Annotated in this window: 22 protein-coding genes; all 22 read right to left on the bottom strand. The window is 69.6% G+C overall.

Translation table 11 applies throughout. The annotated features are described in order from the left end of the window. Positions 1-20: 20 nt before the first annotated feature. A complete protein-coding gene (locus PQI66_RS02465) occupies positions 21-1,256 on the bottom strand; it encodes a bifunctional 3,4-dihydroxy-2-butanone-4-phosphate synthase/GTP cyclohydrolase II (protein ID WP_445227987.1) in 1,236 nt (411 codons plus the stop codon). A 44-nt stretch (positions 1,257-1,300) separates the two neighbouring features. Then, a complete protein-coding gene (locus tag PQI66_RS02460; protein WP_339995742.1) occupies positions 1,301-1,954 on the bottom strand; it encodes a riboflavin synthase in 654 nt (217 codons plus the stop codon). Between the two features lie 159 nt (positions 1,955-2,113). Then, entirely contained in the window at positions 2,114-3,265 is a 1,152-nt protein-coding gene (gene ribD / locus PQI66_RS02455; protein ID WP_339995740.1) for a bifunctional diaminohydroxyphosphoribosylaminopyrimidine deaminase/5-amino-6-(5-phosphoribosylamino)uracil reductase RibD, read from the bottom strand. Continuing rightward, on the bottom strand, positions 3,262-3,939 hold the full coding sequence (gene rpe / locus PQI66_RS02450) for a ribulose-phosphate 3-epimerase (RefSeq protein ID WP_339995738.1): 678 nt from the start codon (positions 3,937-3,939) through the stop codon (positions 3,262-3,264). The genes ribD and rpe overlap by 4 nt, the downstream gene beginning before the upstream one ends. Positions 3,940-3,967: 28 nt before the next feature. Continuing rightward, positions 3,968-4,387 carry a type II toxin-antitoxin system VapC family toxin gene (locus tag PQI66_RS02445; protein ID WP_339995737.1) on the bottom strand — a complete coding sequence of 140 codons (420 nt, stop codon included), beginning with the start codon at positions 4,385-4,387 and terminating at the stop codon, positions 3,968-3,970. Beyond that, positions 4,384-4,629 (bottom strand): type II toxin-antitoxin system Phd/YefM family antitoxin, encoded by a 246-nt coding sequence (locus PQI66_RS02440; RefSeq protein WP_339995736.1) that lies wholly within the window; start codon positions 4,627-4,629, stop codon positions 4,384-4,386. The genes PQI66_RS02445 and PQI66_RS02440 overlap by 4 nt, the downstream gene beginning before the upstream one ends. A gap of 91 nt (positions 4,630-4,720) precedes the next feature. Next, positions 4,721-6,211 carry an RsmB/NOP family class I SAM-dependent RNA methyltransferase gene (locus PQI66_RS02435; protein WP_339995735.1) on the bottom strand — a complete coding sequence of 497 codons (1,491 nt, stop codon included), beginning with the start codon at positions 6,209-6,211 and terminating at the stop codon, positions 4,721-4,723. Beyond that, complete coding sequence (gene fmt / locus PQI66_RS02430) at positions 6,211-7,215, bottom strand: methionyl-tRNA formyltransferase (RefSeq protein WP_339996001.1); 1,005 nt, start codon at positions 7,213-7,215, stop codon at positions 6,211-6,213. The genes PQI66_RS02435 and fmt overlap by 1 nt, the downstream gene beginning before the upstream one ends. Further along, positions 7,212-7,715: a peptide deformylase gene (gene def / locus PQI66_RS02425; protein ID WP_339995734.1), complete on the bottom strand. Its 504-nt coding sequence runs from the start codon at positions 7,713-7,715 to the stop codon at positions 7,212-7,214. Before def ends, fmt begins: the two co-directional genes overlap by 4 nt. A 121-nt stretch (positions 7,716-7,836) precedes the next feature. Continuing rightward, positions 7,837-8,775, bottom strand: a complete 939-nt coding sequence (locus tag PQI66_RS02420; RefSeq protein WP_339995733.1) for a hypothetical protein — start codon at positions 8,773-8,775, stop codon at positions 7,837-7,839. Positions 8,776-8,946: 171 nt separating this feature from the next. After that, on the bottom strand, positions 8,947-10,968 hold the full coding sequence (locus PQI66_RS02415) for a primosomal protein N' (RefSeq protein WP_339996000.1): 2,022 nt from the start codon (positions 10,966-10,968) through the stop codon (positions 8,947-8,949). A gap of 89 nt (positions 10,969-11,057) precedes the next feature. After that, positions 11,058-12,317: a methionine adenosyltransferase gene (gene metK, locus PQI66_RS02410; RefSeq protein ID WP_339995731.1), complete on the bottom strand. Its 1,260-nt coding sequence runs from the start codon at positions 12,315-12,317 to the stop codon at positions 11,058-11,060. 149 nt (positions 12,318-12,466) lie between these two features. Next, positions 12,467-13,723, bottom strand: a complete 1,257-nt coding sequence (gene coaBC / locus PQI66_RS02405; protein WP_339995730.1) for a bifunctional phosphopantothenoylcysteine decarboxylase/phosphopantothenate--cysteine ligase CoaBC — start codon at positions 13,721-13,723, stop codon at positions 12,467-12,469. Between the two features lie 136 nt (positions 13,724-13,859). Continuing rightward, on the bottom strand, positions 13,860-14,132 hold the full coding sequence (gene rpoZ, locus PQI66_RS02400; RefSeq protein ID WP_038548496.1) for a DNA-directed RNA polymerase subunit omega: 273 nt from the start codon (positions 14,130-14,132) through the stop codon (positions 13,860-13,862). Between the two features lie 35 nt (positions 14,133-14,167). Beyond that, positions 14,168-14,734 carry a guanylate kinase gene (gene gmk / locus PQI66_RS02395; protein WP_339995998.1) on the bottom strand — a complete coding sequence of 189 codons (567 nt, stop codon included), beginning with the start codon at positions 14,732-14,734 and terminating at the stop codon, positions 14,168-14,170. Positions 14,735-14,778: 44 nt separating this feature from the next. Next, entirely contained in the window at positions 14,779-15,099 is a 321-nt protein-coding gene (gene mihF / locus PQI66_RS02390; protein ID WP_038548495.1) for an integration host factor, actinobacterial type, read from the bottom strand. A gap of 259 nt (positions 15,100-15,358) precedes the next feature. Continuing rightward, positions 15,359-16,198 (bottom strand): orotidine-5'-phosphate decarboxylase, encoded by an 840-nt coding sequence (gene pyrF, locus PQI66_RS02385; protein ID WP_339995724.1) that lies wholly within the window; start codon positions 16,196-16,198, stop codon positions 15,359-15,361. Continuing rightward, the gene (gene carB, locus PQI66_RS02380; RefSeq protein ID WP_339995722.1) at positions 16,185-19,535 is read right to left on the bottom strand and encodes a carbamoyl-phosphate synthase large subunit; all 3,351 of its coding nucleotides are present in this window, start codon (positions 19,533-19,535) and stop codon (positions 16,185-16,187) included. Before carB ends, pyrF begins: the two co-directional genes overlap by 14 nt. Continuing rightward, positions 19,536-20,714: a glutamine-hydrolyzing carbamoyl-phosphate synthase small subunit gene (gene carA, locus PQI66_RS02375; protein ID WP_339995720.1), complete on the bottom strand. Its 1,179-nt coding sequence runs from the start codon at positions 20,712-20,714 to the stop codon at positions 19,536-19,538. Next, positions 20,711-22,114: a dihydroorotase gene (locus PQI66_RS02370; RefSeq protein WP_339995717.1), complete on the bottom strand. Its 1,404-nt coding sequence runs from the start codon at positions 22,112-22,114 to the stop codon at positions 20,711-20,713. Before PQI66_RS02370 ends, carA begins: the two co-directional genes overlap by 4 nt. Beyond that, positions 22,111-23,121, bottom strand: coding sequence for an aspartate carbamoyltransferase catalytic subunit (locus tag PQI66_RS02365; protein ID WP_339995716.1), 1,011 nt, complete (start codon positions 23,119-23,121; stop codon positions 22,111-22,113). Before PQI66_RS02365 ends, PQI66_RS02370 begins: the two co-directional genes overlap by 4 nt. Beyond that, positions 23,118-23,714 carry a bifunctional pyr operon transcriptional regulator/uracil phosphoribosyltransferase PyrR gene (gene pyrR, locus PQI66_RS02360; RefSeq protein ID WP_339995714.1) on the bottom strand — a complete coding sequence of 199 codons (597 nt, stop codon included), beginning with the start codon at positions 23,712-23,714 and terminating at the stop codon, positions 23,118-23,120. The genes PQI66_RS02365 and pyrR overlap by 4 nt, the downstream gene beginning before the upstream one ends. Positions 23,715-23,764: the final 50 nt, after the last annotated feature.

Here is a 23,764-nt window from a genome sequence, read left to right as displayed (position 1 = left end):
GTTCAGGGGTGTCAGGGGTCTCAGGGTGCGGCGGGGGTCAGTGAGTCGATCTGGTGGCCCATCCGGTCACGCTTGGTGCGCAGGTAGGCCTCGTTCTCCGGGTTGGTGGGCAACTCCACCGGGACACGCCTGGTGACGGGGATGCCGTGGCGTTCCAGGTCGAGGCGCTTGCCCGGGTTGTTGGACAACAGGGCCACCGAGGTCACGCCCAGGTCCCGCAGGATCTGGGCGGCCGCGCTGTACTCGCGGGAGTCCACCGGCAGCCCCTGGGCGGTGTTGGCGTCCACGGTGTCCATGCCCTCGTCCTGCAGGTTGTAGGCCTTCAGCTTGGGCACCAGGCCGATGCCGCGGCCCTCCTGGCCACGCAGGTAGACCAGTACGCCGCGTCCGGCCTCGGTGATCAGGTCGAGGGAGGCGGAGAGTTGTTCGCCGCAGTCGCAGCGCAGCGAGCCGAAGATGTCGCCGGTGAGGCACTCGGAGTGGACGCGCACCAGCACGTCCTCGCCGCTGTCTGCCCGCACGTCGCCGGAGACCAGGGCGACGTGCTCGACGCCGTCGACCAGGCCGTTGTACGCCACGGCGTGGAAGTTTCCGAAGCGGGTGGGCAGGCGGGCCTCCACACTGCGGGAGACGACGGGGGTGTGCACCCGGCGCCACTCGGCGAGCTGCTCGATGGAGATCAGCGACAGCCCGTGCTCGTCGCAGAAGCGGCGCAGTTCCGGCAGGCGGGCCATGCCGGTGGGGTCGTCCTCGGAGACGACCTCGCACAGCACGCCGGCGGGACGCAGCCCGGCGGCGCGGGCGAGGTCCACGGAGGCCTCGGTGTGCCCGCCGCGCTCCAGCACTCCGCCCTTCTTCGCCCGCAACGGGACGACGTGGCCGGGGCGGTTGAAGGACTCGCGGGTGGCGTCCGGGTCGGCGAGCAGGCGCAGCGTGTGTGCACGGTCGGTGGCGCTGATGCCGGTGGTGATGCCCTCGGCGGCGTCGACGGTGACGGTGTAGGCGGTGCCGCGGACGTCCTCGTTGCGGGCGACCATCGGCGGCAGGCCGAGACGGTCGGCCTCCTCGTCGGGCACGGCGGCGCAGATGTAGCCCGAGGAGTGCCGGACGGTGAAGGCGACCGTTTCGGGCGTGGCCTTCTCAGCGGCGAAGATGATGTCGCCCTCGTTCTCCCGGTCCTCGTCGTCGACGACGACTACCGGCTTACCCGCGGCGATGTCGGTGATCGCGTCCTCCACGGGGTCGAGCAGGCTCACGCGGTCGCTGCTGCCGGTGCCGCCGCTCCCCTGGTTCAGGTCGCTCACTGGACGTCTCCTTCTGATCCTTCTGATCCTTCTGAGCCTTTGGCCTGTGCGAGGCGTTCAAGGTACTTGGCCAGGACGTCGCACTCGATGTTGACGGTGTCGCCGGTGACGAGGTCGCCGAGCATGGTGTCGGCCAGGGTGGTGGGGATCAACGAGACCTCGAACCACGGCTCGGTGACGGGGCCGACCTCGGCGACGGTCAGCGAGACACCGTTGACGGCGATGCTGCCCTTCTTGGCGACGTAGCGTGCCAGCCCGGTGCCGTTATCGCCTGCCGGGAGCTCGAAGCGTAAGACCTCCCATTCGCTGCCCGGGGTGCGGGAGACCAGGGTGGCGGTGCCGTCCACGTGGCCCTGGACGATGTGGCCGCCGAGGCGTCCGCCGGTCGGGGTGGCGCGCTCCAGGTTGACCCGGTCACCGGGCCGGGCGGAACCCAGGGCGGTGTAGTCGAGCGTGACCTTCATGCAGTCGGCCCAGAAGCCGGTGCTGTCGAACTCTGTGACGGTGAGGCAGACCCCGTTGACCGAGATGGAGGCCCCGTGGGTGGCGTCCTGCAGCACCTGGCTGCAGGAGATGCGTATGCGCTGGGCGTCTGCGGTGCCGTCGACCTCGGCGACCGTGCCCGTCTCCTCGACGATTCCGGTGAACATAACTGTTCAGTCTAGGGGAGGACGGCGGCCTGGTGTGCAGCGGGGCAGGATCAGTTTCCTTCAGTGTTGACTTTGCATTTTGACCGATGTATCCCCCGAAGCGCACGGCAAGGTTCGTTTGATGCTGTCGGGTCGAACACGGTGCAGCCACGAAATGCGTCAGACGGGTGGGCTGCCATAAGGCATCGAATTCTCCTCGGCTTCAGACTCATTGGGCGGTAGTGATCGTCGCGTTGTCACGGTCAACACGTCCCCACCGATGGTCTCGACCGACCTCAACGTGAACCGGTGGATGCCCTCCATTGACGTACGCGTCTCGGCGGCGGGGGCAACCGCCGGCAGACCCGCCCCCAGCAGCGCCGGAGCAGTGTACGCCTCCACCGCGTCCACCAGGCCGGCGTCGATGAACGCCGCCGCCAGGTGCGGGCCTCCCTCCACGAGCACGTCCACGACTCCCCTGCCCCACAGGTCGTCCAGCACCGCACGCAGGTCCCGGGTCGGCAGATGCACCGCGCGCCGGACCGCCGCGTCCTCGGCCAGCGGCGAGATCCCCACCACCACCCGCATCGGCTGGTGGTCGTACGGTGAGCCGTCCGACCGTCGGGCCGTGAGCCGCGGATTGTCCGCGGCAACCGTGCCGGTGCCGACGATGATCGCGTCGCGGCGCGAGCGGTCCAGGTGCACCCGGGCCCGGGCCTGCTCGCCGGTGATCCACTGCGAGGTCCCGTCCGTGGCCGCGGCGAACCCGTCCATCGTGGCCGCGTACTTCAGCGTGACGTGCGGGCGACCCAGCCGCTGTGCGCCCAACCAGGGCTCCACGCTGAACACCGGTATTCCGGTGGGCATGTCCGTCGGATCGAGTACCGGGCCGAGCACCTGCACCCCGTGGCTCCTCAGGTACTCCGCGCCGCCGCCCTCGACCTCGCCCGGGTCGGCGAAGACGTGGACGACACGGGCAATCCCCGCGTCCAGAAGGGCGTGACTGCACGGCCCAGTCCTGCCGGTGTGGTTGCACGGCTCGAGGGTGACCACCGCCGTGCCACCCTGGGCACGCTCCCCCGCCTCGGCCAGTGCGTTGACTTCGGCGTGCGCGCCACCGGGAGGGCTCGTCGCCCCGACACCCACGACCGTCCCCGCGGCGTCGAGGATGACCGCGCCGACCGGCGGGTTCGGTGAGGTCGTGCCACGGACCTGCTGGCCGGCCGCGTCCGCCTGCCGCACCGCCGTGGCCAGGGCCTCGGCGTCCCCGGGATCTTCAGCCCCTGCCTCACCGAGCCGGTCGACGAGCCGGTCAACGAGTGGGTTCGTCATGCCCCGGCGACCGCCCGCGTGGCGGTGGTCCGCAGCTCCGCCACCCGTGACCCGGGGTTCTCCGCGCCGAACACGCTCGACCCGGCGACGAACACGTCCACCCCGGCTTCGGCACTGACACCCACGGTGTCCGGGCCGATGCCACCGTCGATCTCCACGAGGGTGTCCAGGCCGTCGACGTCGATGCGGGCACGCAGGGCACGGACCTTGTCCAGCACCTCCGGCATGAACGACTGCCCGCCGAAACCGGGCTCCACGCTCATCACCAGGACCGTGTCGAAGGACGCCAGGTGATCCAGCAGCGGCTCCACCGGCGTACCCGGCTTGATGCTCACCCCGGCCCTGGTACCCGCCTCGCGCAGCGTGGCCGCCAGGGCGACCGCGGCGTCCACGTCCGCCACGGCCTCCAGGTGGAAGGTCACGTTGCCGAAGGCGGCGTAGTCCGGCGCCCAGCGGGCCGGGTCCTCGATCATCAGGTGCACGTCCAGGAAGGTGTCCGTGGAGCGGCGCACCGCCTCAGCCACCGGAAGCCCGAAGCTCAGGTTAGGCACGAAGTGGCCGTCCATCACATCGATGTGCAGCCAGTCCGCGCCCGGCACCAGGGCGATACTGCCCCTGATGTCCGCGAAATCGGCGGCGAGGATGGACGGGGCGATCTGAGGCTGTCTTCTCATGGCTTCCATCGTATCGCGGGAGAGAATGTCAGCCCTTCCACGGGTTGACGACGGGTATTGGTATGTCTGCGAAGTCACGTACGTTCCGCGTAGCTACCGTGAGACCATGGACCTGAGCAGTAGCCGCGATGAAAGCGTCTCGTTCCGGTCGGGGATCTGGCACGTGGTATGGCACACAGGTGCGTACCACATCGAGGGTCACCGGCAGGATCAGGTTCTCAAAGCCAGGGAGGACGGAGTTGTTCAGCCACTGTCGGAGCAGCATTCCCTGCGTCGGGTCACGGCGGTCTACCCGTGCGATCCCGAGTTCAATCTCCATCACCGTGATGACACTGATGGCGGCATCACCGGCGTTGAGCTTCTCAGCCCATGAGACAACGTTGCCGTCCGCCACGCCCGGGCGCTTCCGGAGCTCACTGACAACGTTGGTGTCGAGCAGATACTTCACAGATCTGCTGCCCTCGGAACGTCTGCCAGAGACTCGGGCTCGAAATCGATGTCCCCACAGTGTTCGGGCATGCGGAGGATCTCCGCGACTGACCGACGTTCGCTCAGCCTGCGGTACTCCTCGATACTCATCAGAACGAATGCCGGTTCCCCCCGGTCCGTGATCGTTACTGCCCCGTCCCTCGCAGCGCGCTTGGCGGCGCTGACGTCCTGGTTCAGTTCTCGTGACGTGATTGTTGTCATCCCGACCACCACCTCTCCTGTAGGCACAAGACTACGTCCAGTGTCCTACGAGGTCAAGAGGAAGTTATGGGCGGCACTTCGTCACATGTGCCTACCGTCGCAGCACCGCGAAGAACATCGCGTCCGTGCCGTGGCGGTGCGGCCACAGCTGCACGAAGGGGCCGTCGTTGTGCGTCAGACCAGGGAACAGTGCCGCCGCGTCCTCGATGCTCGCTCCCGTCTCCTCAGCCACGGCACGTGCCACCTCCGTGGTCTCCGCCGGATGCGGGGAGCACGTTGAGTACACGGCCACCCCGCCGGGCCTGGTCGCCGCCAGTGCCGAGCGCAGCAGATCCCGCTGCAGGGACACCAGGGGCGCGACATCGTCCGGGGACTTGCGCCACCGGGCCTCCGGACGCCGGCGCAGTGCGCCCAGACCGGTGCACGGTGCGTCCACCAGGACCCGGTCGTAGCCGGCGTCCGGAGCATTCAACCCGTCGATGCCCGCCAGCTCACGGCCGTCACCGACATGGACACTCACCGGCAGACCCCGGGTGGCCTGCCGGACCAGTTCCGCACGGTGTTCCGCCGCCTCGACCGCATCCACCCGGGCACCGTCGCCCATCGCCCACGACGCCAGGAACGCCGTCTTGCCGCCCGGGCCCGAACACAGGTCCAGCCACCGGCTCCGGTCGTCGGCGACCTCGGCACGCAGCATCGCCAGGGCGATGAGCTGACTGCCCTCGTCCTGCACCGAGGCCAGCCCCTCCTGCACGGGCTCGAGCTTGCCGGGGTCACCCTCCGACAGGTACACCGCATAGGGCGACCACCGGCCCTCCTCCCCACCGGTGACCAACGCCAGCTCCTCGGCGGAGATCTGCCCAGGGCGTGCCGCCAGATGCACCAGCGGCCGCCGGTCGTCAGCGGTCAGCGCGTCCTCCAGCTCCCCGGCGGGCGCCTCCGCGGTGCCACCGAGCGCCTCATTGAAGACCTCGGCGACCCACACCGGATGCGCGTGACGCAGCGCCAGGGCCGCCAGCGGCTCCAGACTGTCGGTCACCGTGTCCAGCCACTGCTGCGGCGTCGACCGGGTGATCCGGCGCAGCACACCGTTGGTGAAGCCGGCGGCCTTCTCCTCACCGTTGGCCTTCACCAGCTCCACCGTGGTGTTCACCGCGGCGTGGTCGTCGACCCTGGTCCGCAGGATCTGGTAGGTGCCCAGGCGCAGCGCATCCAGCACCGTCTCGTCGATCTTTCCCACCGGACGGCCCGCGGCCTCGGCGATCACCGCGTCCAGCAGCCCCTGGGCGCGCAACGTGCCGTAGGTCAGCTCCGTGGCGAAGGCGGCGTCCCGGCCGGTCAGCCCGGCTTTCTTCATCGCCCCCGGCAACACCAGGTTCGCGTACGCGTCCTGGGAGCTGACCTGTCGCACCACGCCGAACACGACATCGCGCACCCGGTCGCCGGAGCCCGCCGCCGACTGCTTGTTCTCGTACTCCTGCCGGTGCGACTCACTGCGGCGCCGGTAGCCGGAGTTGCTCTTCTGCCCGGGGCGTCCCTTCGGGGGCTCCCCCGAGGTTGACCGTGCGCGGAAACCTGCCATCAGGACTCTCCCTCTGCTGTGCTGTCGAATACCACCGTACGACCGTCGCCGAACAGGTCGGACCGCCCACGCGCCCAGTCGGCGGCGGCCATCATCTTCTTGCCCGGCGGCTGGATCCGGGTGATCTCCAGGACACCATCACCCGTCCCGACGAACAGGGCGTCCTTCGCGGCGTGAAGCTGGCCGGCGGTGAGGGCCGGGACCTGGTCGGCACCGGGACCCCCCTCGACGACTCGCATGAGCCCCAGCTTGTAGCGTTCCCCGTCCAGCTGCGTCCACGGCCCCGGAGCCGGGGTGTGGGCACGCGCGGTGCGCTGGACCACCACCGCCGACTCGCGCCAGTCGACCCGGGCATCGGCGCTGCTGATCTTCGCCGCATAGGTCGACTCATCCTCCGACTGTGGTTCCGGCACCACCGCACCGGACTCCAGCCCGGACAGGGTGTCGGCCAACAGTACCCGGCCGGAATACGTCAGGCGGGTCAACAGGTCGTCAGCGGTGTCCTCGACTCCGACGGTCTCCGTGACCTCGCCGGTGACCGGGCCGGCGTCCAACGCCGGGACAATGCGGAACGTCGTCGCCCCGGTCGTCTCGTCCCCCGCGGCAATCGCGGCCTGCACCGGGGCCGCACCACGCCACCGCGGCAACAGGGAGAAGTGCAGGTTGATCCAGCCGTGGGTGAAGATCCCCAGCACATCCTCCGGCAGGATCTGCCCGTAGGCCACCACGGCCACCGCCTCAACACCGTCGGCGGCATAGCCGCGCAGGATGCCGCGGACCTCGTCGGCGTCCTCATGGCCGGACTTGAGCGAGGCGAACTTGTGCACCGGCACCCCGTGAGTCTCGGCGACCTCGGCGACCCTCGACGGATGCAGGCTCCGGCCGCGGCCACGACGGGCGTCCGGCTGGGTCAGCACTGCGACAACCTCATGCTCCGACCCGGTGAGCAGGTACTCCAGGGTCACCGCGGCAGGTTCCGGGGTGCCGGCGAACAGGATCTTCATCGGTTGAACCACTCGCTTCCCCGGATGTCGCCCATCACGGCACGCCGGTCGACCGGCTCCATGCGCTGGAAGAACATCACCCCGTCCAGGTGGTCGGTCTCATGCTGCACGCACCGGGCCATCAGGTCACTGACCTCACGGTCCACCGGCTCGCCGTCCACGGTCACCCCGGTGACCCGCACGTGGTTGTACCTGGTCACCTGCCCGCCGGTCTCGGGGACCGACAGGCAGCCCTCCCGGCCGGTCTGGACCTCCTCACCGAGCGCCTCCCACACCGGGTTGATGATGTGGCCGCGGTCGCCGTCGCAGTCGTAGACGAAGATCCGGCGGGTCACGCCGACCTGGTTGGCGGCCAGGCCGACACCCCCGGCGGAATCCATGGTCTCCAGCATGTCGTCGATGAGGGTGGGCAGGGCGTCGTCGCCGGTGGGGTCGTCCACCGGGTCGGCGACCGTGCGCAGCACAGGGTCGCCGAAGAGACGGATATCGAGAACGGTCATGGGGTCACAGTGTACCGCCGGAGGATGACGACGCCGCGACCACTCCGTGGGAGTGCCCCGGAGACGATCCTGGTGTGGGTTACCGGATCCGGGTTCGGCCGACACGGGAACCCGGGTCGTGTCACCCACACCAGGCCTGCAGGCCCCGGTGCCACAGCCACACCTGACGGTCCGTCGGCAGTTCACGGGTGCGCAACGTCCTTCCCCGCGGGTGGGCCAGATTATGCTCCACGGTGTCCCGTACCTCGGCGGCGACCTCGTCGAGTGCGTGGTGGATACTGGCGTCCGGGTAGCGCAGCAGAGTCCACCCCCATCGCACCGCCGCATTTCCCTTCCACCGGTCCTTGACGAAGTCCTCGTGACGCGCGGTGTCCGCCGAGTGGTAGAGCGAGCTGTCGATCTCGATGCACACCCGGGCCTCGGGAATGACGATGTCGAAGTAGTAACCGCGGATCAACATGTTGACCTCGACACTGACATCCAATCCGTCGAGCGCGGCGACGATGGCCCGCACCGCCCGCAACTCCAGGTGGCTGGCCGTCCCGGTGATCAGACCTCCGGTGAGGTCGGCGGCACAGGCACGGCGGGACGGCGTCAGGGCGGCGAGATCCGCCGCCAGTCTCTCATTGCCTCTGACCCCTGTGTAACTGCGCTGCAGGAAAGTGCGACGCTCGCGCACCCCGACCCCGTCACAGGCCACGGCGGTGGCCAACGGTGTCAGCGTCGGCAACCCGTCGACCAGGATGCTGTGCTGCCTTCTGGCGGTGGACAGCTGCAGGTACCTGCCGCCCTTACTGCTGGTGTCCCGTGGCACCGACGCCTCCGCCGGCCACGCCATCGGCGACAGCCCGTGGAGGAACCCCGCCGTGCTCCCCGTGTACACCAGTCCCGGACGGGCCCACGCCAGCGCGGCGAGCCGGACCATGTCCGTGGGTTCCTCGGTTCCGTAGAGGCCGTAGGCCATCTTGTGGATCTCCCCACGTCGGAGCGCCCCGGCGATCTCGTCCGTGGTCTTGCCGAGCGCCACCAGCTCGCGGGTACGCCAGAACTTCTTCCCCATGATTTCCTCCCCAGGGAGCGGCCCCCTGCCTCTCCCCAAGCTTTCACCGTAGCGGAGAATCCTGGTGTGGGTTCCAGGATCGACCGATCCGTGACACGGAACCCCGGATCGTGTCACCCATACCAGGAACGGTCCCAGGATCCGGGTTCGAACGGCCCCATGGTGGAACCGCTACCCCACCCGGACCGGGTCGACGACGATCCGCAGCGGATCGCTCTGACGGCGCGTCGCCCGCAACGACTGGGCCGCCCGCAGCGACGACCCCAGGGCCTCGACAGCCTCACCCGAGGCATCCGGCGGTACCGGCACCCGCAGGATCAGCCGCCGCGCCTGACCAGCCTCCAGCTCCCCCAACCCGGCCGGGAGACGCACGCCCGGGGGAAGCTCCACCGGCCCCAGACGCTCCACACCACCGAGCTGCTCCGGTATGGTCCAGGCGTCCTCGAACTGCTCCAGCGACGTCGCCGTCCCGTCCACCGCGACAAGTGTCACCGCCGGCGGGAAACCGGCCTCCCGACGTCCCGCCAGCTCGCGGGCGGCAGCGCCCTCCGGATCCCACCGGATCAACGCCTGCACCGTCGGGTCGTCCGGCGCCACGGCGACGACCATCTCACCGCCACGCTCGCGGGGGACGGCCAGACACGCCGCCTCCATCCACTGGCGCAGGGCGTTCTCCCCGGCCCGCAGGTCCTCACGTCCCAACGTCAGCCAGGTGTCCAGCACGACCACGGCACCGTAGCCACCGTCCTCGACAATCGGTTCGGAACCCGGTGTGGCCACCACCAGGCCGGGGCGGTCAGGGACACTGGTGCGCATCTGGCCACCTCCGGAGACCACCACCGGCACCCCGGTGAACGCCCGGCCCAGCTCCTCGGCGGTACGCTCCTGACCGACCACCGACATCCTCAGCGCATGGCCACCGCAGGTCCCGCAGGTGAAATGCCCCTCCAATGCGCCGCACCAGCGGCACCGTGGTGCGGCAGCGACCGACGACCCCGCCGACCCGGCCGGCAACTCCAGCGGACCGTTGCACCGACGGCACCGGGCCGGGGTCCGGCAGCTCGAACACGCCACCGCCGGGGCGTAGCCGCGCCGCGGGACCTGCACCAGGCACGGCATCCCGGCCTCCAGGCTGCGGTGCATCGCCTTGAGCCCGGCCGACGGCAGGCGGGCGTGACGGGCGTGGGCGTCATGGATGTCGTCGAGGGCGTGGATCCACGGCATCCGGTCCTTGAGCAGCTCCGCAGTCGGGCGCAGCGACGGGGTGAACCCCTCCTCCACCCACTGCTGCACCTCCGCCGAGCGGTGCACCCCACCGACCAGCAGGGCGGTGTCCTCCAGCTCCGAGCGCAGGCGCAGCACCTCCCGGGAATGCAGGTAGGGCGACCGTGGGTCGACGAGATTGTCGTCGGCCTCGCCCACCAGCACGATCAGCCGCAGACCCTTCACCGGGGCGCTGGACGCCGACCGGGTACCGACCACCACCCGGCCCTGGCCGGCCAGGACCGACAGGTACCGCCGGTAGCGTGCCGCCGGGCCGACCTTCGCGCTCAGCTCGGTGATCTGCGCGGCAGAGAGGAAGACCCGTAACGCGTCGACCAGACGGTCCACGTCACGCTGGTCCGGGGCCACCACCAGCACCCCGCCACCGTCCCAGGCGATCGACGCGGCGGCCTCGGCGATCCGCGCCGCCCAGTCCTCCCCCGGCGCCCACAACCAGGACGCCCGTGCCGCACGCCCGTCGTGCACGGCGCGCAGGAAGCTGTCGGCGTGGCGGTACCCCGCCCATCCGGCGGCGGCCGCCGCACGCGGCGCCGCCACGAGGTCGTCGCGGGAGACCAGAGAGCCGTAGAGCTCCTCCCAGTCCGCACCCCCGCCGAACAGGCCGTCCTTCTCCGCCGAGGCGTGGCGTGCGGGCACCAGGGCCCGGACCACGTCGGAACGGGTGCCGGCGTACCGGTCGGCGAGATGGTTCACCAACGACCACAGGTGAGGTGGGACGAGCTGCACCGGGCTGATCACCCGGTTCAGCGGGGCCAGCGTACCGACGTGGTCGGTGGTCCGACGCCGTTCCACCAGCAGGGCGTCCACCAGACGACCGGCGAAGCGCACCCGCACCTTCACCCCCGGACGGGCCTCCTCGGCGAGTTTCGCCGGGACGGCGTAGTCGAAGAGCCGGTCCAGGTGGGGCATGCCCAGCAACGGCAGTACCCGGGCGACCGGGTCGGTCACCCCGGGGTCAGTGTCGGGGACGTCGGACACGTCGGCCACCGGCGGTGCCCCTACTGCGCGACATTCGCCGCGACGATCCCCTCGACCGCCGCGGTCAGGGCCTCGGCACGGTCGGTGTTCTCCCACGGCAGGTCGATGTCCGTGCGACCGAAGTGTCCGTAGGCGGCGGTCTGCGCGTAGATCGGACGCAGCAGGTCCAGGTCCCGGATGATCGCCCCGGGGCGAAGGTCGAAGACCTCGCTGACCGCCTGCTGGATCTGCTCGTCGGTCAGCCCGTGCCGGGCGGTGCCGAAGGTCTCCACGTACAGGCCGACCGGACGTGCCCGGCCGATGGCGTAGGCCACCTGCACCTCCGCCCGGTGTGCCAGACCGGCGGAGACGATGTTCTTGGCGACCCAGCGCATCGCGTACGCGGCGGAACGGTCGACCTTGCTCGGGTCCTTGCCGGAGAAGGCGCCGCCGCCGTGACGGGCCATGCCGCCGTAGGTGTCCACGATGATCTTGCGGCCGGTCAGGCCGGCGTCCCCCATCGGTCCGCCGAGGATGAAGGACCCGGAGGGGTTGATCAGCAGGGTCAGCTCGCCGGTGACGAAGTCCTGCAGGCCGGCGTCCTGGATGACCCAGTCGACCACGTGGGTGCGCAGCTGCTCGGTGAGCTCGGCCTGGCTGATCTCCTCGTCGTGCTGGGTGGAGATGACCACGGTGTCCAGGTGGGAGGGGCGGCCCTCGGCGTCGTAGGCGAAGGTGACCTGCGTCTTGCCGTCCGGACGCAGGTGGTTGACGATGCCCTCCTTGCGCACCTGGGTCAGCCGGCGCGACAGGCGGTGGGCCGTGGCGATGGGCAGCGGCATCAGCTCGGGGGTCTCGTCGGTGGCGTAGCCGAACATCAGTCCCTGGTCGCCGGCACCGGCCTGGTCGACGTCCTCGTACTTGTCGTCGACCCCGCCGCTGCGGATCTCGTGGGAGGTGTCGACACCGTCGCCGATCTCCTGGGACTGCTCGCCGATGGCGATGTTCACCCCGCAGGTGCGGCCGTCGAAGCCCACCGAGGAGGAGGTGAAACCGATGCTCAGCAGCGTCTCACGGACCAGCTTGGGGATCTCGACGTAGGCGTCGGTACGGACCTCGCCGGCCACGTGCACCTGTCCGGTGGTGACCATGGTCTCCACGGCGACGTGCGAGCGCGGGTCCTTCTGCAGCAGCGCGTCGAGGATGGTGTCGGAGATGGCGTCACAGATCTTGTCGGGGTGGCCTTCGGTCACGGACTCACTGGTGAAGAGGCGGGGGCTTGCATTGGACGAAGTGGTCACTGTCCTGAACTTCCTGACTTCCTGTCGTGATGTAACTTGTGCTTCCTGAGCGTGATGCGCGCCCGAACGTCACCATCCTAGACCAAGCAGTCTGGCAGGCGGTGGTGGCGGGGCCGACGCCGTCGCGTGACGGACCCACCGACCCGGGCTCAGCCGGGCAACAGCTCCTCGACCGCGTCGACGATGTACGAGGCGACGACCAGCTTCGACGACGCCGGCACCTCGGTGACCTCCTCGGCGCCCGGACGGTCGCCGGGGGTGAGGATCCACCCCTGGCTGTCGTCCTGGCCGAACACCACCCCGTCGCCGACGGCATTGCACATCAACAGGTCGCAGCCCTTGCGTTCCAGCTTCGCCCGGGCGTGGTCCAGGGGGGTGTGGTGGTCGTCGCCGGTCTCCGCGGCGAAGCCGGCGATCACCAGGTCCTCCGGCAGACCACCGGCGCGGCGGCGCTCCACCAGCCCCTGCAGGATGTCCGGGTTCTCCGCCAACGCCAGGGTGGACAGGTCGTCCTCCCCGCCCTTCTTCAGCTTCGCCCCGGCCTCACTGGCCGGTCGGAAGTCCGCCACCGCGGCCGCCATGACCACCGCGTCCACCCCGCCGGCGAGCTCACCGACGGCGGCCTCCAGCTCACGGGCGCTCCTGATGCGGGTGACCCGGGCACCCGAGGGCACCGGAAGGTCGTCGGTGACCCCGGCGATCAGCTCCACCTGGGCACCGCGCTGCACGGCGACGTCGGCCAGGGCGAACCCCTGACGGCCCGAGGACGCGTTACCCAGGTACCGCACCGGGTCGAGGGCCTCATGCGTGCCACCGGCGGTGACCAGGATCCGGCGCCCCGCCAGCGACTGACGGAAGACACCGAACCGGTCCAACGCCGCGGTCGCCAGGGCACCGATGTGCTCCGGTTCCGGCAGACGCCCGGCACCGGAGTCCGTCCCGGTCAACCGGCCGTGGGCCGGCTCGAGCACCGTGACCCCGCGCCGACGCAACGTCGCGACGTTCTCCCGTGTCGCGGGGTTCTGCCACATCTCCGTGTGCATCGCCGGGGCCAGCACCACCGGACAGGTCGCGACCAGGACGCTGGCGGTCAACAGGTCGTCCGCCCGTCCGTGGGCCAGACGGGCCATGAGGTCCGCGGTCGCCGGGGCGACGACGATCAGGTCGGCGTCCTGCCCCAGGCGGACGTGCCGGACCTCGTCGACGCCCTCGAAGACGGTGGTGGTCACCGGGTTGCCCGACAGGGCCTCGAACGTGGCGGCACCGACGAACCGCAGGGCCGACTCGGTCGGGATGACGTGGACGTCGTGCCCGGCCTCGGTGAAGTAGCGCACCAGTGCGCCGGACTTGTAGGCGGCGATCCCGCCACCCACGCCGACGAGCACGTTCAGATTGTTTTCACTCACGGGAAACCACCCTAGCCCACGGCGTCAGTCCGCCGTGGACCGGGAACGGGTCAGGCCCGTCACCCGACGTCCGGCCACAGTGGAAGTTCTGTGGTTCACGGACGCCGCGTGACGGGCCTGACCCGGCGGGGGTCGATCAGCCTTCGGTGTGCTCCAGCAGATCGCCCTCGATCTCACGCAGCGCCACCGACAGCGGCTTCTCGTGCGCTTCCGGGGTGACCAGCGGGCCGACGAACTCGAACACGCCGTCACCGACGGTCTGGAAGTAGTTGTTGATCTGACGCGCACGCTTGGCCGCGAAGATCACCAGGGCGTACTTCGAGGACACCTTGGTCAGCAGATCGTCGATCGGCGGGTTCGTGATGCCGACCGCCGGGTCGAAGACGGTTGAGTTGTCGTTGGTTTCCACTCCACACCTTTGCTTTTTGATGCTTCTCGAATTTCTTACTGTGCGCGTCCGGTCAACAGTGCGCTGATCTCGGCGACGGCCTCGGTGACGTCCCGGTTGACGACGACCCGGTCGAACTCGTCCTTGGAGGCGAGTTCCTCACGGGCGGTCTCCAGGCGACGCCGGATGACGTCCTCGCTCTCGGTGCCACGGCCGGTCAAGCGGTCGACCAGCTCCTCCCAGGTGGGAGGGGCCAGGAACACCGTGAGTGCCTCGGGCATCATCCGCTTGATGTTGCGGGCCCCGGCCAGGTCGACCTCGACCAGGACCGGGCGGCCGGCCTGGAGTGCCTCGGTGACCGGCTGCCGGGGTGTCCCCGACAACTGCAGCCCCCCGTGGATCTCCGCCCACTCGAGCATGAGGCCACTGTCCACCTCACTCCGGAAGCGCTCCTGAGTGACGTAGTGGTAGTCCTGCCCGTCGACCTCGCCGGGCCGGGGGTCCCGGGTGGTCCACGACACGCTGAAGAACAGGTCCGGGACCGAGGCCTTCAACTGTGCGACGACGGTCGACTTGCCGACCGCCGACGGTCCCGCGAGGACGACCAGATGCGGACCGGACACATCCGTGTCCTGCGCTTCGGCCTGCACGTCCGGGGTCAAGGCTCCTAGACCTCGAAACCGAAGCGCTCCAGCAGGGCGCGACGCTGACGGTCGCCGAGGCCGCGGAGGCGACGGGTGGGGGCGATCTCCAGCTCGGTCATGATCTCCTGGGCCTTGACCTTGCCGACCTTGGGCATGGCCTCGAGAAGGGCCGACACCTTCATCTTGCCGATGATCGGGTCTTCGTCGGCGTCAGCAAGGACCTGCTTGAGGTCGGTGCCTCCACGCTTGAGCTTCTCCTTGAGCTCGGCACGGGCCTTGCGGGCCTCGGCGGCCTTCTTCAGGGCTTCTGCACGCTGCTCCGGGGTCAACTGGGGAAGGGCCACGGGTTCCTCCGTCTTGTTCTGTGGTTCGATGACACTTGCTTGGGGTACTTCAGGTGTTTCAGCCGGCCGGGTGTCCCCGACCTGAGCCTCGACGAATCCTAGCGATGCTCCGCGCCGAATAGCAACAGCCCCCTCGTTCGCACGGGAGAAGCGCCGCAGGTCGCGACCATGAAACAACGCGCCAAGTGTAGCACTACGGGCGGAGGATCGATAACAAACCCCCTGTTCGCACTCATAGCGCCGTCCTCGGGCCCGCTACTCAGACCTGCGGGAACGCCCCTGAGGCGTCGACGACGGCCTGTCGCAGTGCCCCAACATCCGGGCCTGCCGCGAGCACCGACCGCGAGATGTTGGGGCTGGCCCACCTCTCGGCCGTCCCGGCGATCCGGCGGACGTCGTCGGTCGCCCCGCCCTGGGCACCGACACCGGGCATCAGGACGATGCCGCCGACGTCGGTCAGGTCCGGCGGGTCGGTGACGGTCGCGCCGACGACCACGCCGACGTTCCCACCCCCGGGTCTGGCGGCGTTGTGTCCGGCGGCCCAGTCGACCACCGTCTGTGCCACGCTGCGCCCACCGACGGCGGACAGGGTCTGGAACTGCGGGCCCTCCGGGTTCGAGGTCGCCGACAGCACGATCACCCCGCGCCCGGCGGCCTCGGCGACCTCCAGTGCGGGGGACAGCGAATCCAGCCCGAGGTACGGCGACACGGTGACCGCGTCCGCACACAGCGGGGAGTCGTCGGACAGCCATGCGCGGGCGTAGCCGGCCATCGTCGAACCGATGTCGCCGCGCTTGGCGTCGGCGATGACCAGCGTGCCCGCCTGCCGCAGTTCCGTCAGCGACTGCTCCAGGACGGCGAACCCGGCGGACCCGAAGGCCTCGTAGAAGGCGACCTGCGGCTTGACCACGCAGGCCGTGTCGGCGAAGGCCTCCACGCAGATGCGCGAGAAGGCCTCCAGGCCCGCCACGTCCACACCCAGGCCCCAGGACTCCAGGATGCCGGCGTGCGGGTCCATGCCCACACACAGCCGCCCCAGGTCCCGTGAGCGCTCCAGGTAGCGCTCGCCGAACGTCGCCACGTGGTCAGTAGCTGTCATGGTCCACGTCCTGGATGGCCCGCACCACGGTGGTCGACCCCTTCAACGCCTCGATGCCCTGGACGGCGGCGACGGCACCCTGCACCGTGGTCACGCAGGAGACGCCCTGGCGCACGGCGGCGGCCCGGATGTCGTAGCCGTCCCCACGGGCCGCGGCGGTGCCGGCCGGGGTGTTGAGGATGAAGTCGATGGAGCCCTCGTCGATGAGGTCCACGACCGACCGCTTCCCCGCCTTCGCGGTACCCGACTCGATGTCGGTCTGCTTGGCGACGACCTCGCACTCCAGGCCGTTGCGCCGCAGCATCGCGGCGGTGCCCTCGGTGGCGACCAGGTCGAAGCCCAGGGACGCCAGGCGCTGGATCGGCAGGATCATGGTCCGCTTGTCACGGTTGGCGACCGACACGAACACCCGGCCGCTGGTCGGCAGGGAGCCGGTGGCGGCCTCCTGCGACTTGGCGAAGGCGGTGCCGAAGTCGGAGTCCAGGCCCATGACCTCGCCGGTGGACTTCATCTCCGGGCTGAGCAGGCTGTCGAGCATCTCGCCCTCGGGGCTGCGGAAGCGGTTGAAGGGCATGACCGCCTCCTTGACCGCGATGGGGTGGCCCAGCGGGAGTGAGCCGCCGTCGCGGTCCCCGGGGATCAGGCCCTCGGCGATCAGTTCACGGATCGGGGTGCCGGTCATGATGCGCGAGGCGGCCTTGGCCAGCGGCACGCCGGTGGCCTTGGACACGAAGGGAACGGTGCGCGAAGCGCGCGGGTTGGCCTCGATGACGTAGAGGACGTCGTCCTTCAGGGCGAACTGGATGTTCATCAGGCCCTTGACACCGATGCCGTGGGCCAGGGCGGCGGTGGAGCGACGCACGTTCTCGATGTCGCCCTCCCCCAGCGTCATCGGCGGCAGGGCGCAGGCGGAGTCACCGGAGTGGATGCCGGCCTCCTCGATGTGCTCCATCACGCCGGCGAGGTAGACCTCGTCTCCGTCGCACAGGGCGTCCACGTCGATCTCGATGGCGTTGTCCAGGAACCGGTCGACCAGCACCGGGTGGTCCGAGGTGATCTCGGTGGCGCGGTCGATGTAGTCCTCCAGGGAGGTCTCGTCGTAGACGATCTCCATACCCCGGCCACCGAGCACGTAGGACGGGCGGACCAGCACCGGGTAACCGATGCGGGAGGCGACGTCGCGGGCCTCGGCGAAGGTGGTGGCGGTACCGAAGGCCGGGGCGGGCAGGTCGGCCTTCTCCAGCACGGTGCCGAACTCGCCGCGGTCCTCGGCGAGGTTGATCGCCTCGGAGGACGTGCCGATCACCGGCACCCCGGCGTCGGTGAGACGCTGCGCCAGGCCCAGCGGGGTCTGGCCGCCGAGCTGGACGATCACACCGGCCACGGTGCCGGACTGTGTCTCGGCGTGGTAGACCTCCATGACGTCCTCGAAGGTCAGCGGCTCGAAGTAGAGGCGGTCGGCGGTGTCGTAGTCGGTGGAGACGGTCTCCGGGTTGCAGTTGACCATCACGGTCTCGTAGCCCACCCGGGACAGCTCCAGTGCGGCGTGCACGCAGGAGTAGTCGAACTCGATGCCCTGGCCGATGCGGTTCGGGCCGGAACCCAGGATGATGATCTTGTCGCGGTCGCGCTGTTCGGCGACCTCGGACTCCGCCTCCGGGTCCATCTCGTAGGCCGAGTAGTGGTACGGGGTCTGGGCCTCGAACTCCGCGGCGCAGGTGTCCACGGTCTTGAACACCGGACGGATGCCCAGCGACCAGCGCAGTGAGCGCACCCCGTCCTCGCCGGCCAGCTCGGGGCGCAGCGCGGCGATCTGGGCGTCGGACAGGCCCAGGTACTTCGCCTCGCGCAGCAGCTCCTCGGAGAGCACCGGGGCGTCCTCGAGCTCGGCGCGGAAGTCCACCAGTGCCTTGAGCTCGTGCAGGAACCACGGGTCCACCCCGACGGAGGCGCGGTGGACCTGGTCCACCGTGGCCCCGAGGCGCAGCGCGAGCTCCATGTCGTACATCCGGCCCTCGGTGGGACGGCCCAGGTCGTCCAGGACGGCGGCCAGGTCGGTGGCGCGGTCACCGGCGAAGTACTCGTCACTGGTGGTCCAGAACCCGGCGGGCCTGGTTTCCAGCGAGCGCAGCACCTTGTTCAGTGCGGCGATGTAGTTGCGTCCCACCGACATGGCCTCGCCCACGGCCTTCATCGTGGTGGTCAGGGTGTCGTCGGCGCCGGGGAACTTCTCGAAGGCGAAGCGCGGGGCCTTGACGATCACGTAGTCCAGGGTCGGCTCGAACGCCGCCGGGGTGACCTGGGTGATGTCGTTGCGTAGCTCGTCGAGGGTGTAGCCGATGGCCAGCAGGGCGGCGATCTTGGCGATCGGGAAGCCGGTGGCCTTGGACGCCAGGGCCGAGGAGCGCGAGACCCGCGGGTTCATCTCGATGGTGATCAGCCGGCCGTCCTCGGGGTTGACGGCGAACTGGATGTTGCAGCCGCCGGTGTCCACGCCCACGGCGCGCAGGATGGCGATACCCTGGTCCCGCATGATCTGGTACTCGCGGTCGGTCAGCGTCATCGACGGTGCGACGGTCATCGAGTCACCGGTGTGCACGCCGAGGGCGTCGACGTTCTCGATGGAGCAGATGACGACGGCGTTGTCGTCGGCGTCGCGCATGAGCTCGAGCTCGTACTCCTTCCAGCCGAGGATGGACTCCTCGATGAGCACGTTGGCCTCCGGGGAGGCCGCCAGCCCGCCGCCGGCGATGCGGTCGAGGTCCTCGTAGGTGAACGCCAGACCGGAACCCAGCCCACCCATGGTGAACGACGGGCGCACCACGACGGGCAGCCCGAGTTCGGCGACGGCGTCGTGGACCTCGTCCATGTTGTGGCAGACGGCGGAGCGGGCCGAGTCGCCGCCGATGGAGGCGACGATGTCCTTGAACTTCTGGCGGTCCTCACCGCGCTCGATGGCGTCGATGTCGGCGCCGATGAGCTCGACGTCGTACTTGTCGAGGATGCCGGCGCGGTCGAGCTGGATCGCGGCGTTCAGGGCGGTCTGCCCGCCCAGGGTGGCCAGCACGGCGTCGACCGGGTGACCGGCCTCCTTCTCCGCGGCGAAGATCTTCTCGATGTACTCGGGCTGGATCGGCTCGATGTAGGTGTGGTCGGCGAACTCCGGGTCGGTCATGATCGTGGCCGGGTTGGAGTTGATCAGCGAGACGCGCAGGCCCTCGGCCTTCAGGGCGCGGCAGGCCTGGGTGCCGGAGTAGTCGAACTCGCAGGCCTGACCGATGACGATCGGGCCGGAGCCGATGACGAGGACGTGGTTGATGTCGGTGCGCTTCGGCATTTAGTTGTTCCCTTCCATCAGTTCGATGAACTGGTCGAACAGCGGATTGGCGTCGTGAGGACCGGCGGCGGCCTCGGGGTGGTACTGGACGGAGAAGGCGAGGCCGTTGTCGAGGGCGACACCCTCGACACAGTCGTCGTTGAGGCAGGTGTGGGTGACCTGGGCGGTGCCGAAGTCGGTGTCGAAGGGCTCATCGGCGCGACCACTCAGCGCGAACCCGTGGTTCTGTGAGGTGATGTCGATCTTGCCGGTGAGGTGGTTGAGCACCGGGACGTTGATGCCGCGGTGACCGAACTTGAGCTTGTAGGTGTCCATGCCCAGGGCACGGCCCAGGATCTGGTTGCCGAAGCAGATGCCGAACAGCGGGATCTTCCTCCCCAGCACGGTGCGGACCTGCTCGACCATGACGTCGGCGGTGGCGGGGTCACCGGGGCCGTTGGAGATGAACACGCCGTCCGGGCTGTACTGCTCGATGAGCGGCTCGACCGGGCTGTTGGCGGGGACGACCACGGTGCGGATGCCGCGGGAGACGAAGTTGCGCGGGGTGTTGGTCTTGATCCCCATGTCGTAGGCGAGCACGGTGAACCGCGGCTCCCCCTCCGGCTCCAGCACGTAGGTCTCGTCGGTGGAGACCTCGCTGGCCAGGTCGGCGCCGGCCATGGACTGCTGGGCGTTGACCTCGGCGACGAGCTCCTCGACGGGGCGGGCGGCGTCCTCACCGCTGAACACCCCGGCGGCGACGGAACCCTTGTCGCGCAGGTGACGCACGATCGCGCGGGTGTCGACGCCCTGGATGCCGATGATCCCCTGCTTCTCCATCTCCTCGGACAGGCTGCGGTCGGCCCGCCAGTTGGAGACGGTGCGCGACAGGTCGCGGATGACCAGGCCGGCGACCCAGATGCGGTCGCCGTGGGACTCGCCGTCCTCGTCGTTCCAGCCGGTGTTGCCGATCTGCGGGGCGGTGGCCACCACGATCTGCCGGTGGTAGGACGGGTCGGTCATCGTCTCCTGGTAGCCGGTCATGCCGGTGGTGAACACGGCTTCACCGAGGGTGGTGCCGGTGGCACCGAACGCCCGGCCGCGGAACACCCGTCCGTCGCCGAGCACCAGCAGCGCGGGGGTGCGGGAGGAAGTCACAGCAGTACTCTTCTCTGTCGTCGTTTCTGTCGTATCGGTCATTTGTCGCTCACCTGGCCGTCGCGGCAGGTCACCTTGCCGCGCAACAGCGTGGTGGTGACCTTCACGGGCAGGTCCATCCCCTCGTAGGGGGTGTTGGAGGACTTCGAGGCCATCTCGTCGCCGTGGGCGGTCCACGCCTGCCCGGGGTCGACCACGCACAGGTTCGCCGGTTCGCCGACCGCCACGGGCCGGCCGTGTCCCGGGAGCCTGAGGATCTCGGCGGGCCGCTCGGACATCACCCGCGCGACGAACCGCCAGTCCTGGCGCTCCTGGCCCTCCGGGGGGTCGGTGACGAACAGCTGCGCGATGATCGCCAGGGAGGTCTCCAGGCCGAGCATCCCGGGGCGGGCCTTGTCGAACTCGCAGCACTTCTCCTCGGAGCCGTGGGGGGCGTGGTCGGTGGCCACGCAGTCCACGGTCCCGTCGATCAGCGCCCGGCGCAGGGCCAGGGTGTCGCGGGTCTCACGCAACGGCGGGTTGACCCGGAAGTGGCCGTCGTAGGTCTCCAACTTCTCGTCGGTGAGGATGAGGTGGTGCGGGGTGACCTCGGCCGACAGCGGGATGTCGTGGTCCCGGGCCCAGCCGAGCAGTTCCACGGTGCCCTCGGTGGAGGCGTGGCAGATGTGCAGGCGTCCGCCGTAGTCGCGGGCCAGCAGGGCGTCGCGGATCACGATGGACTCCTCGGCGACCCGCGGCCAGCCCCGCAGGCCCAGGCGTGCGGCGGTCTCGCCTTCGTGGGCGACGGCCCCCTCCGTGAGGCGGGGCTCCTCGCAGTGCTGGGCGAGCAGGACGTCCAGCCCCCCGGCGTACTCCACGGCCCGACGCATCAGGCGGGGGTCGTCGACGCACTTGCCGTCGTCGGAGAACATGCGGACCTTCGCGTCCGAGTCGGCCATCATGCCGAACTCGGTGAGCTCCTGTCCCTTGAGTCCACGGCTGATGGAACCGACCGGGTGCACGTCGCACAGGTTCTTCTGCTGGCCCTTGAGCCAGACCATCTCGGCGATGGCGGGGGTGTCGGTCACCGGGTCGGTGTTGGCCATGGTGAACACGGCGGTGAACCCGCCCCGGGCCGCGGCGGCGGAGCCGGTGGCGATGGTCTCGGTGTCCTCACGGCCGGGTTCGCGCATGTGCACGTGCATGTCGACCAGACCCGGCAGCAGGACCTGACCGTCGAGCTGAAGGACGTCAAGGACGTCGTCGTCCGCGGCGGTGTCGATGGTGCCGGCGTCGGCGATCTCGACGATCACGCCGTCGCGGACCAGCACATCCTGGGGGGCACCTTCGCCGTAGGGCCGGACGCCGCGCAGCAGCACCGCACCCTCGGCGGCCGGGTGCAGCGCACCGGTGGCCGGGTAGTCGTTCACGTTGATCTCCTCCGTGGTGGGTGTGGTCGTCATCGCTGGTCCCCCGGTGCACTCGCGGCGGTCCCGGACCCTTCGGTCCCGACCAGCAGGGTGAACAGTGCCGCCATGCGCACGTGCACACCGGCGGTGACCTGGTCGAGGACCACGGTCTGCGGGGCGTCGGCGACCGCGTCGTTGATCTCCATGCCCCGCAGCATCGGTCCGGGGTGCAGGACGACGGCGTCGTCCTTCAACGAATCCAGGCGGGCCTGCGAGAGGCCGTACCGGGTGGCGTACTCGCGGTGGGAGGGGAAGAACCCCCCGTCCATGCGTTCGGCCTGGACGCGCAGCATCATCACGGCGTCGGCACCGGCGATCGCCTCGTCCATGTCGTGGCTGACCCGGACCGTACCGGCGGCCGGGGCACCGGGACCGCCGGCGTGGGGGTTGACCCAGTGCTCGATCCCGGGGGCCAGCAGGGTGCGCGGCGCCACGAAGGTGACGTCCACGCCCAGTGCGGTGAGCAGCAGCGCATTGGACCGCGCGACGCGGGAATGCAGGATGTCACCGACGACCACGACGTGGGCACCCTCGAGTGTCCCGAGCTTGTTCCGCAGCGTCACGGCGTCGAGCAGGGCCTGGGTGGGGTGCTCGTGGGAGCCGTCACCTGCGTTGAGCACGCTGATGCCCTCACTCCCCCGTCCGACCCAGTCGGCGACCTGGCGTGCGGCGCCGGACGACGGGTGGCGCATGATGATGGCGTCCGCACCGACCGCGCGCAGGGTCAGGGCGGTGTCCTTGAGTGACTCGCCCTTCTTCACCGACGACGATGACGCCGAGATGTTGATGACGTCGGCGCTCATCCACTTGCCGGCCGTCTCGAAGCTCGACCGGGTGCGGGTGGAGTTCTCGTAGAACAGGGTGAAGACCGTGCGACCGCGCAGCGTCGGCAGCTTCTTGACCTCCCGGTCCCGCAGGGAGTCGGCGAAACGGTCCGCCTCGTCCAGCAGCAGGGTGATGTCGGAGGCGTCAAGGTCGGCGATACTCAGCAGATGTCTCATGCGTGGTCTCCTTCGGGCGCCGTGTCTGCCGGGCGCAGGAGTTCCACGCGGTCGGCACCGTCGATCTCGGCGAGGGAGACACGGACGTCTTCACTGGTGGAGGTGGGGATGTTCTTGCCCACGTAGTCGGCCCGGATCGGCAGTTCGCGGTGACCGCGGTCGACCAGCACGGCGAGCTGGACGATACGGGCCCGGCCCACGTCCTGCAGGGCGTCCAGGGCCGCGCGGATCGTCCGCCCGGAGAACAGGACGTCGTCGACGAGGATGACGGTCGCCCCGTCGATACCGTCGCGCGGGACACTGGTGGGCTTGAGTGCGCGGTGCGGTGAGGAGGTCAGGTCGTCACGGTAGAGCGTGGCGTCGACGGCGCCGTGGAAGACGGTGACTCCGCTGAATTCCTCGATCTTCCCGGCGAGGCGCACCGCCAGCGGCACTCCCCCCGACGGGATCCCCAGGAGCACGACCCGGTCAGCCCCGGGCGCGTCCAGCGCCGTTTTCTCGATGATCTGGTGCGCGATGCGTGCGACAGTACGACCGACGTCGTCCGCGCCCATGAGGGCGACGGTGGTGCCGTCGGAATGCTGTGTGCTCATCGTGACCTCCTTCCCCGCCTCACTGGACGGATCGTTAAAGGTGGTCGGAG

It is taken from the genome of Corynebacterium sp. USCH3 (assembly GCF_037619475.1).
In the GTDB taxonomy this organism is placed as follows: Bacteria; Actinomycetota; Actinomycetes; order Mycobacteriales; family Mycobacteriaceae; genus Corynebacterium.
The sequence above is the reverse complement of the archived record's forward strand: the minus strand, read 5'-3'. Positions and strand labels throughout refer to the sequence as shown.

Bases quoted from the DNA above. Each gene is read 5' to 3' on its own strand.
- PQI66_RS02460 (WP_339995742.1), bottom strand. From the start codon at position 1,954: ATGTTCACCGGAATCGTCGAGGAGACGGGCACGGTCGCCGAGGTCGAC.
- ribD (WP_339995740.1), bottom strand. From the start codon at position 3,265: ATGACGAACCCACTCGTTGACCGGCTCGTCGACCGGCTCGGTGAGGCA.
- rpe (WP_339995738.1), bottom strand. From the start codon at position 3,939: ATGAGAAGACAGCCTCAGATCGCCCCGTCCATCCTCGCCGCCGATTTC.
- PQI66_RS02440 (WP_339995736.1), bottom strand. From the start codon at position 4,629: ATGACAACAATCACGTCACGAGAACTGAACCAGGACGTCAGCGCCGCC.
- PQI66_RS02435 (WP_339995735.1), bottom strand. From the start codon at position 6,211: ATGGCAGGTTTCCGCGCACGGTCAACCTCGGGGGAGCCCCCGAAGGGA.
- fmt (WP_339996001.1), bottom strand. From the start codon at position 7,215: ATGAAGATCCTGTTCGCCGGCACCCCGGAACCTGCCGCGGTGACCCTG.
- def (WP_339995734.1), bottom strand. From the start codon at position 7,715: ATGACCGTTCTCGATATCCGTCTCTTCGGCGACCCTGTGCTGCGCACG.
- PQI66_RS02420 (WP_339995733.1), bottom strand. From the start codon at position 8,775: ATGGGGAAGAAGTTCTGGCGTACCCGCGAGCTGGTGGCGCTCGGCAAG.
- PQI66_RS02415 (WP_339996000.1), bottom strand. From the start codon at position 10,968: ATGCCCCACCTGGACCGGCTCTTCGACTACGCCGTCCCGGCGAAACTC.
- pyrF (WP_339995724.1), bottom strand. From the start codon at position 16,198: ATGACAGCTACTGACCACGTGGCGACGTTCGGCGAGCGCTACCTGGAG.
- carB (WP_339995722.1), bottom strand. From the start codon at position 19,535: ATGCCGAAGCGCACCGACATCAACCACGTCCTCGTCATCGGCTCCGGC.
- carA (WP_339995720.1), bottom strand. From the start codon at position 20,714: ATGACCGATACGACAGAAACGACGACAGAGAAGAGTACTGCTGTGACT.
- PQI66_RS02370 (WP_339995717.1), bottom strand. From the start codon at position 22,114: ATGACGACCACACCCACCACGGAGGAGATCAACGTGAACGACTACCCG.
- PQI66_RS02365 (WP_339995716.1), bottom strand. From the start codon at position 23,121: ATGAGACATCTGCTGAGTATCGCCGACCTTGACGCCTCCGACATCACC.
- pyrR (WP_339995714.1), bottom strand. From the start codon at position 23,714: ATGAGCACACAGCATTCCGACGGCACCACCGTCGCCCTCATGGGCGCG.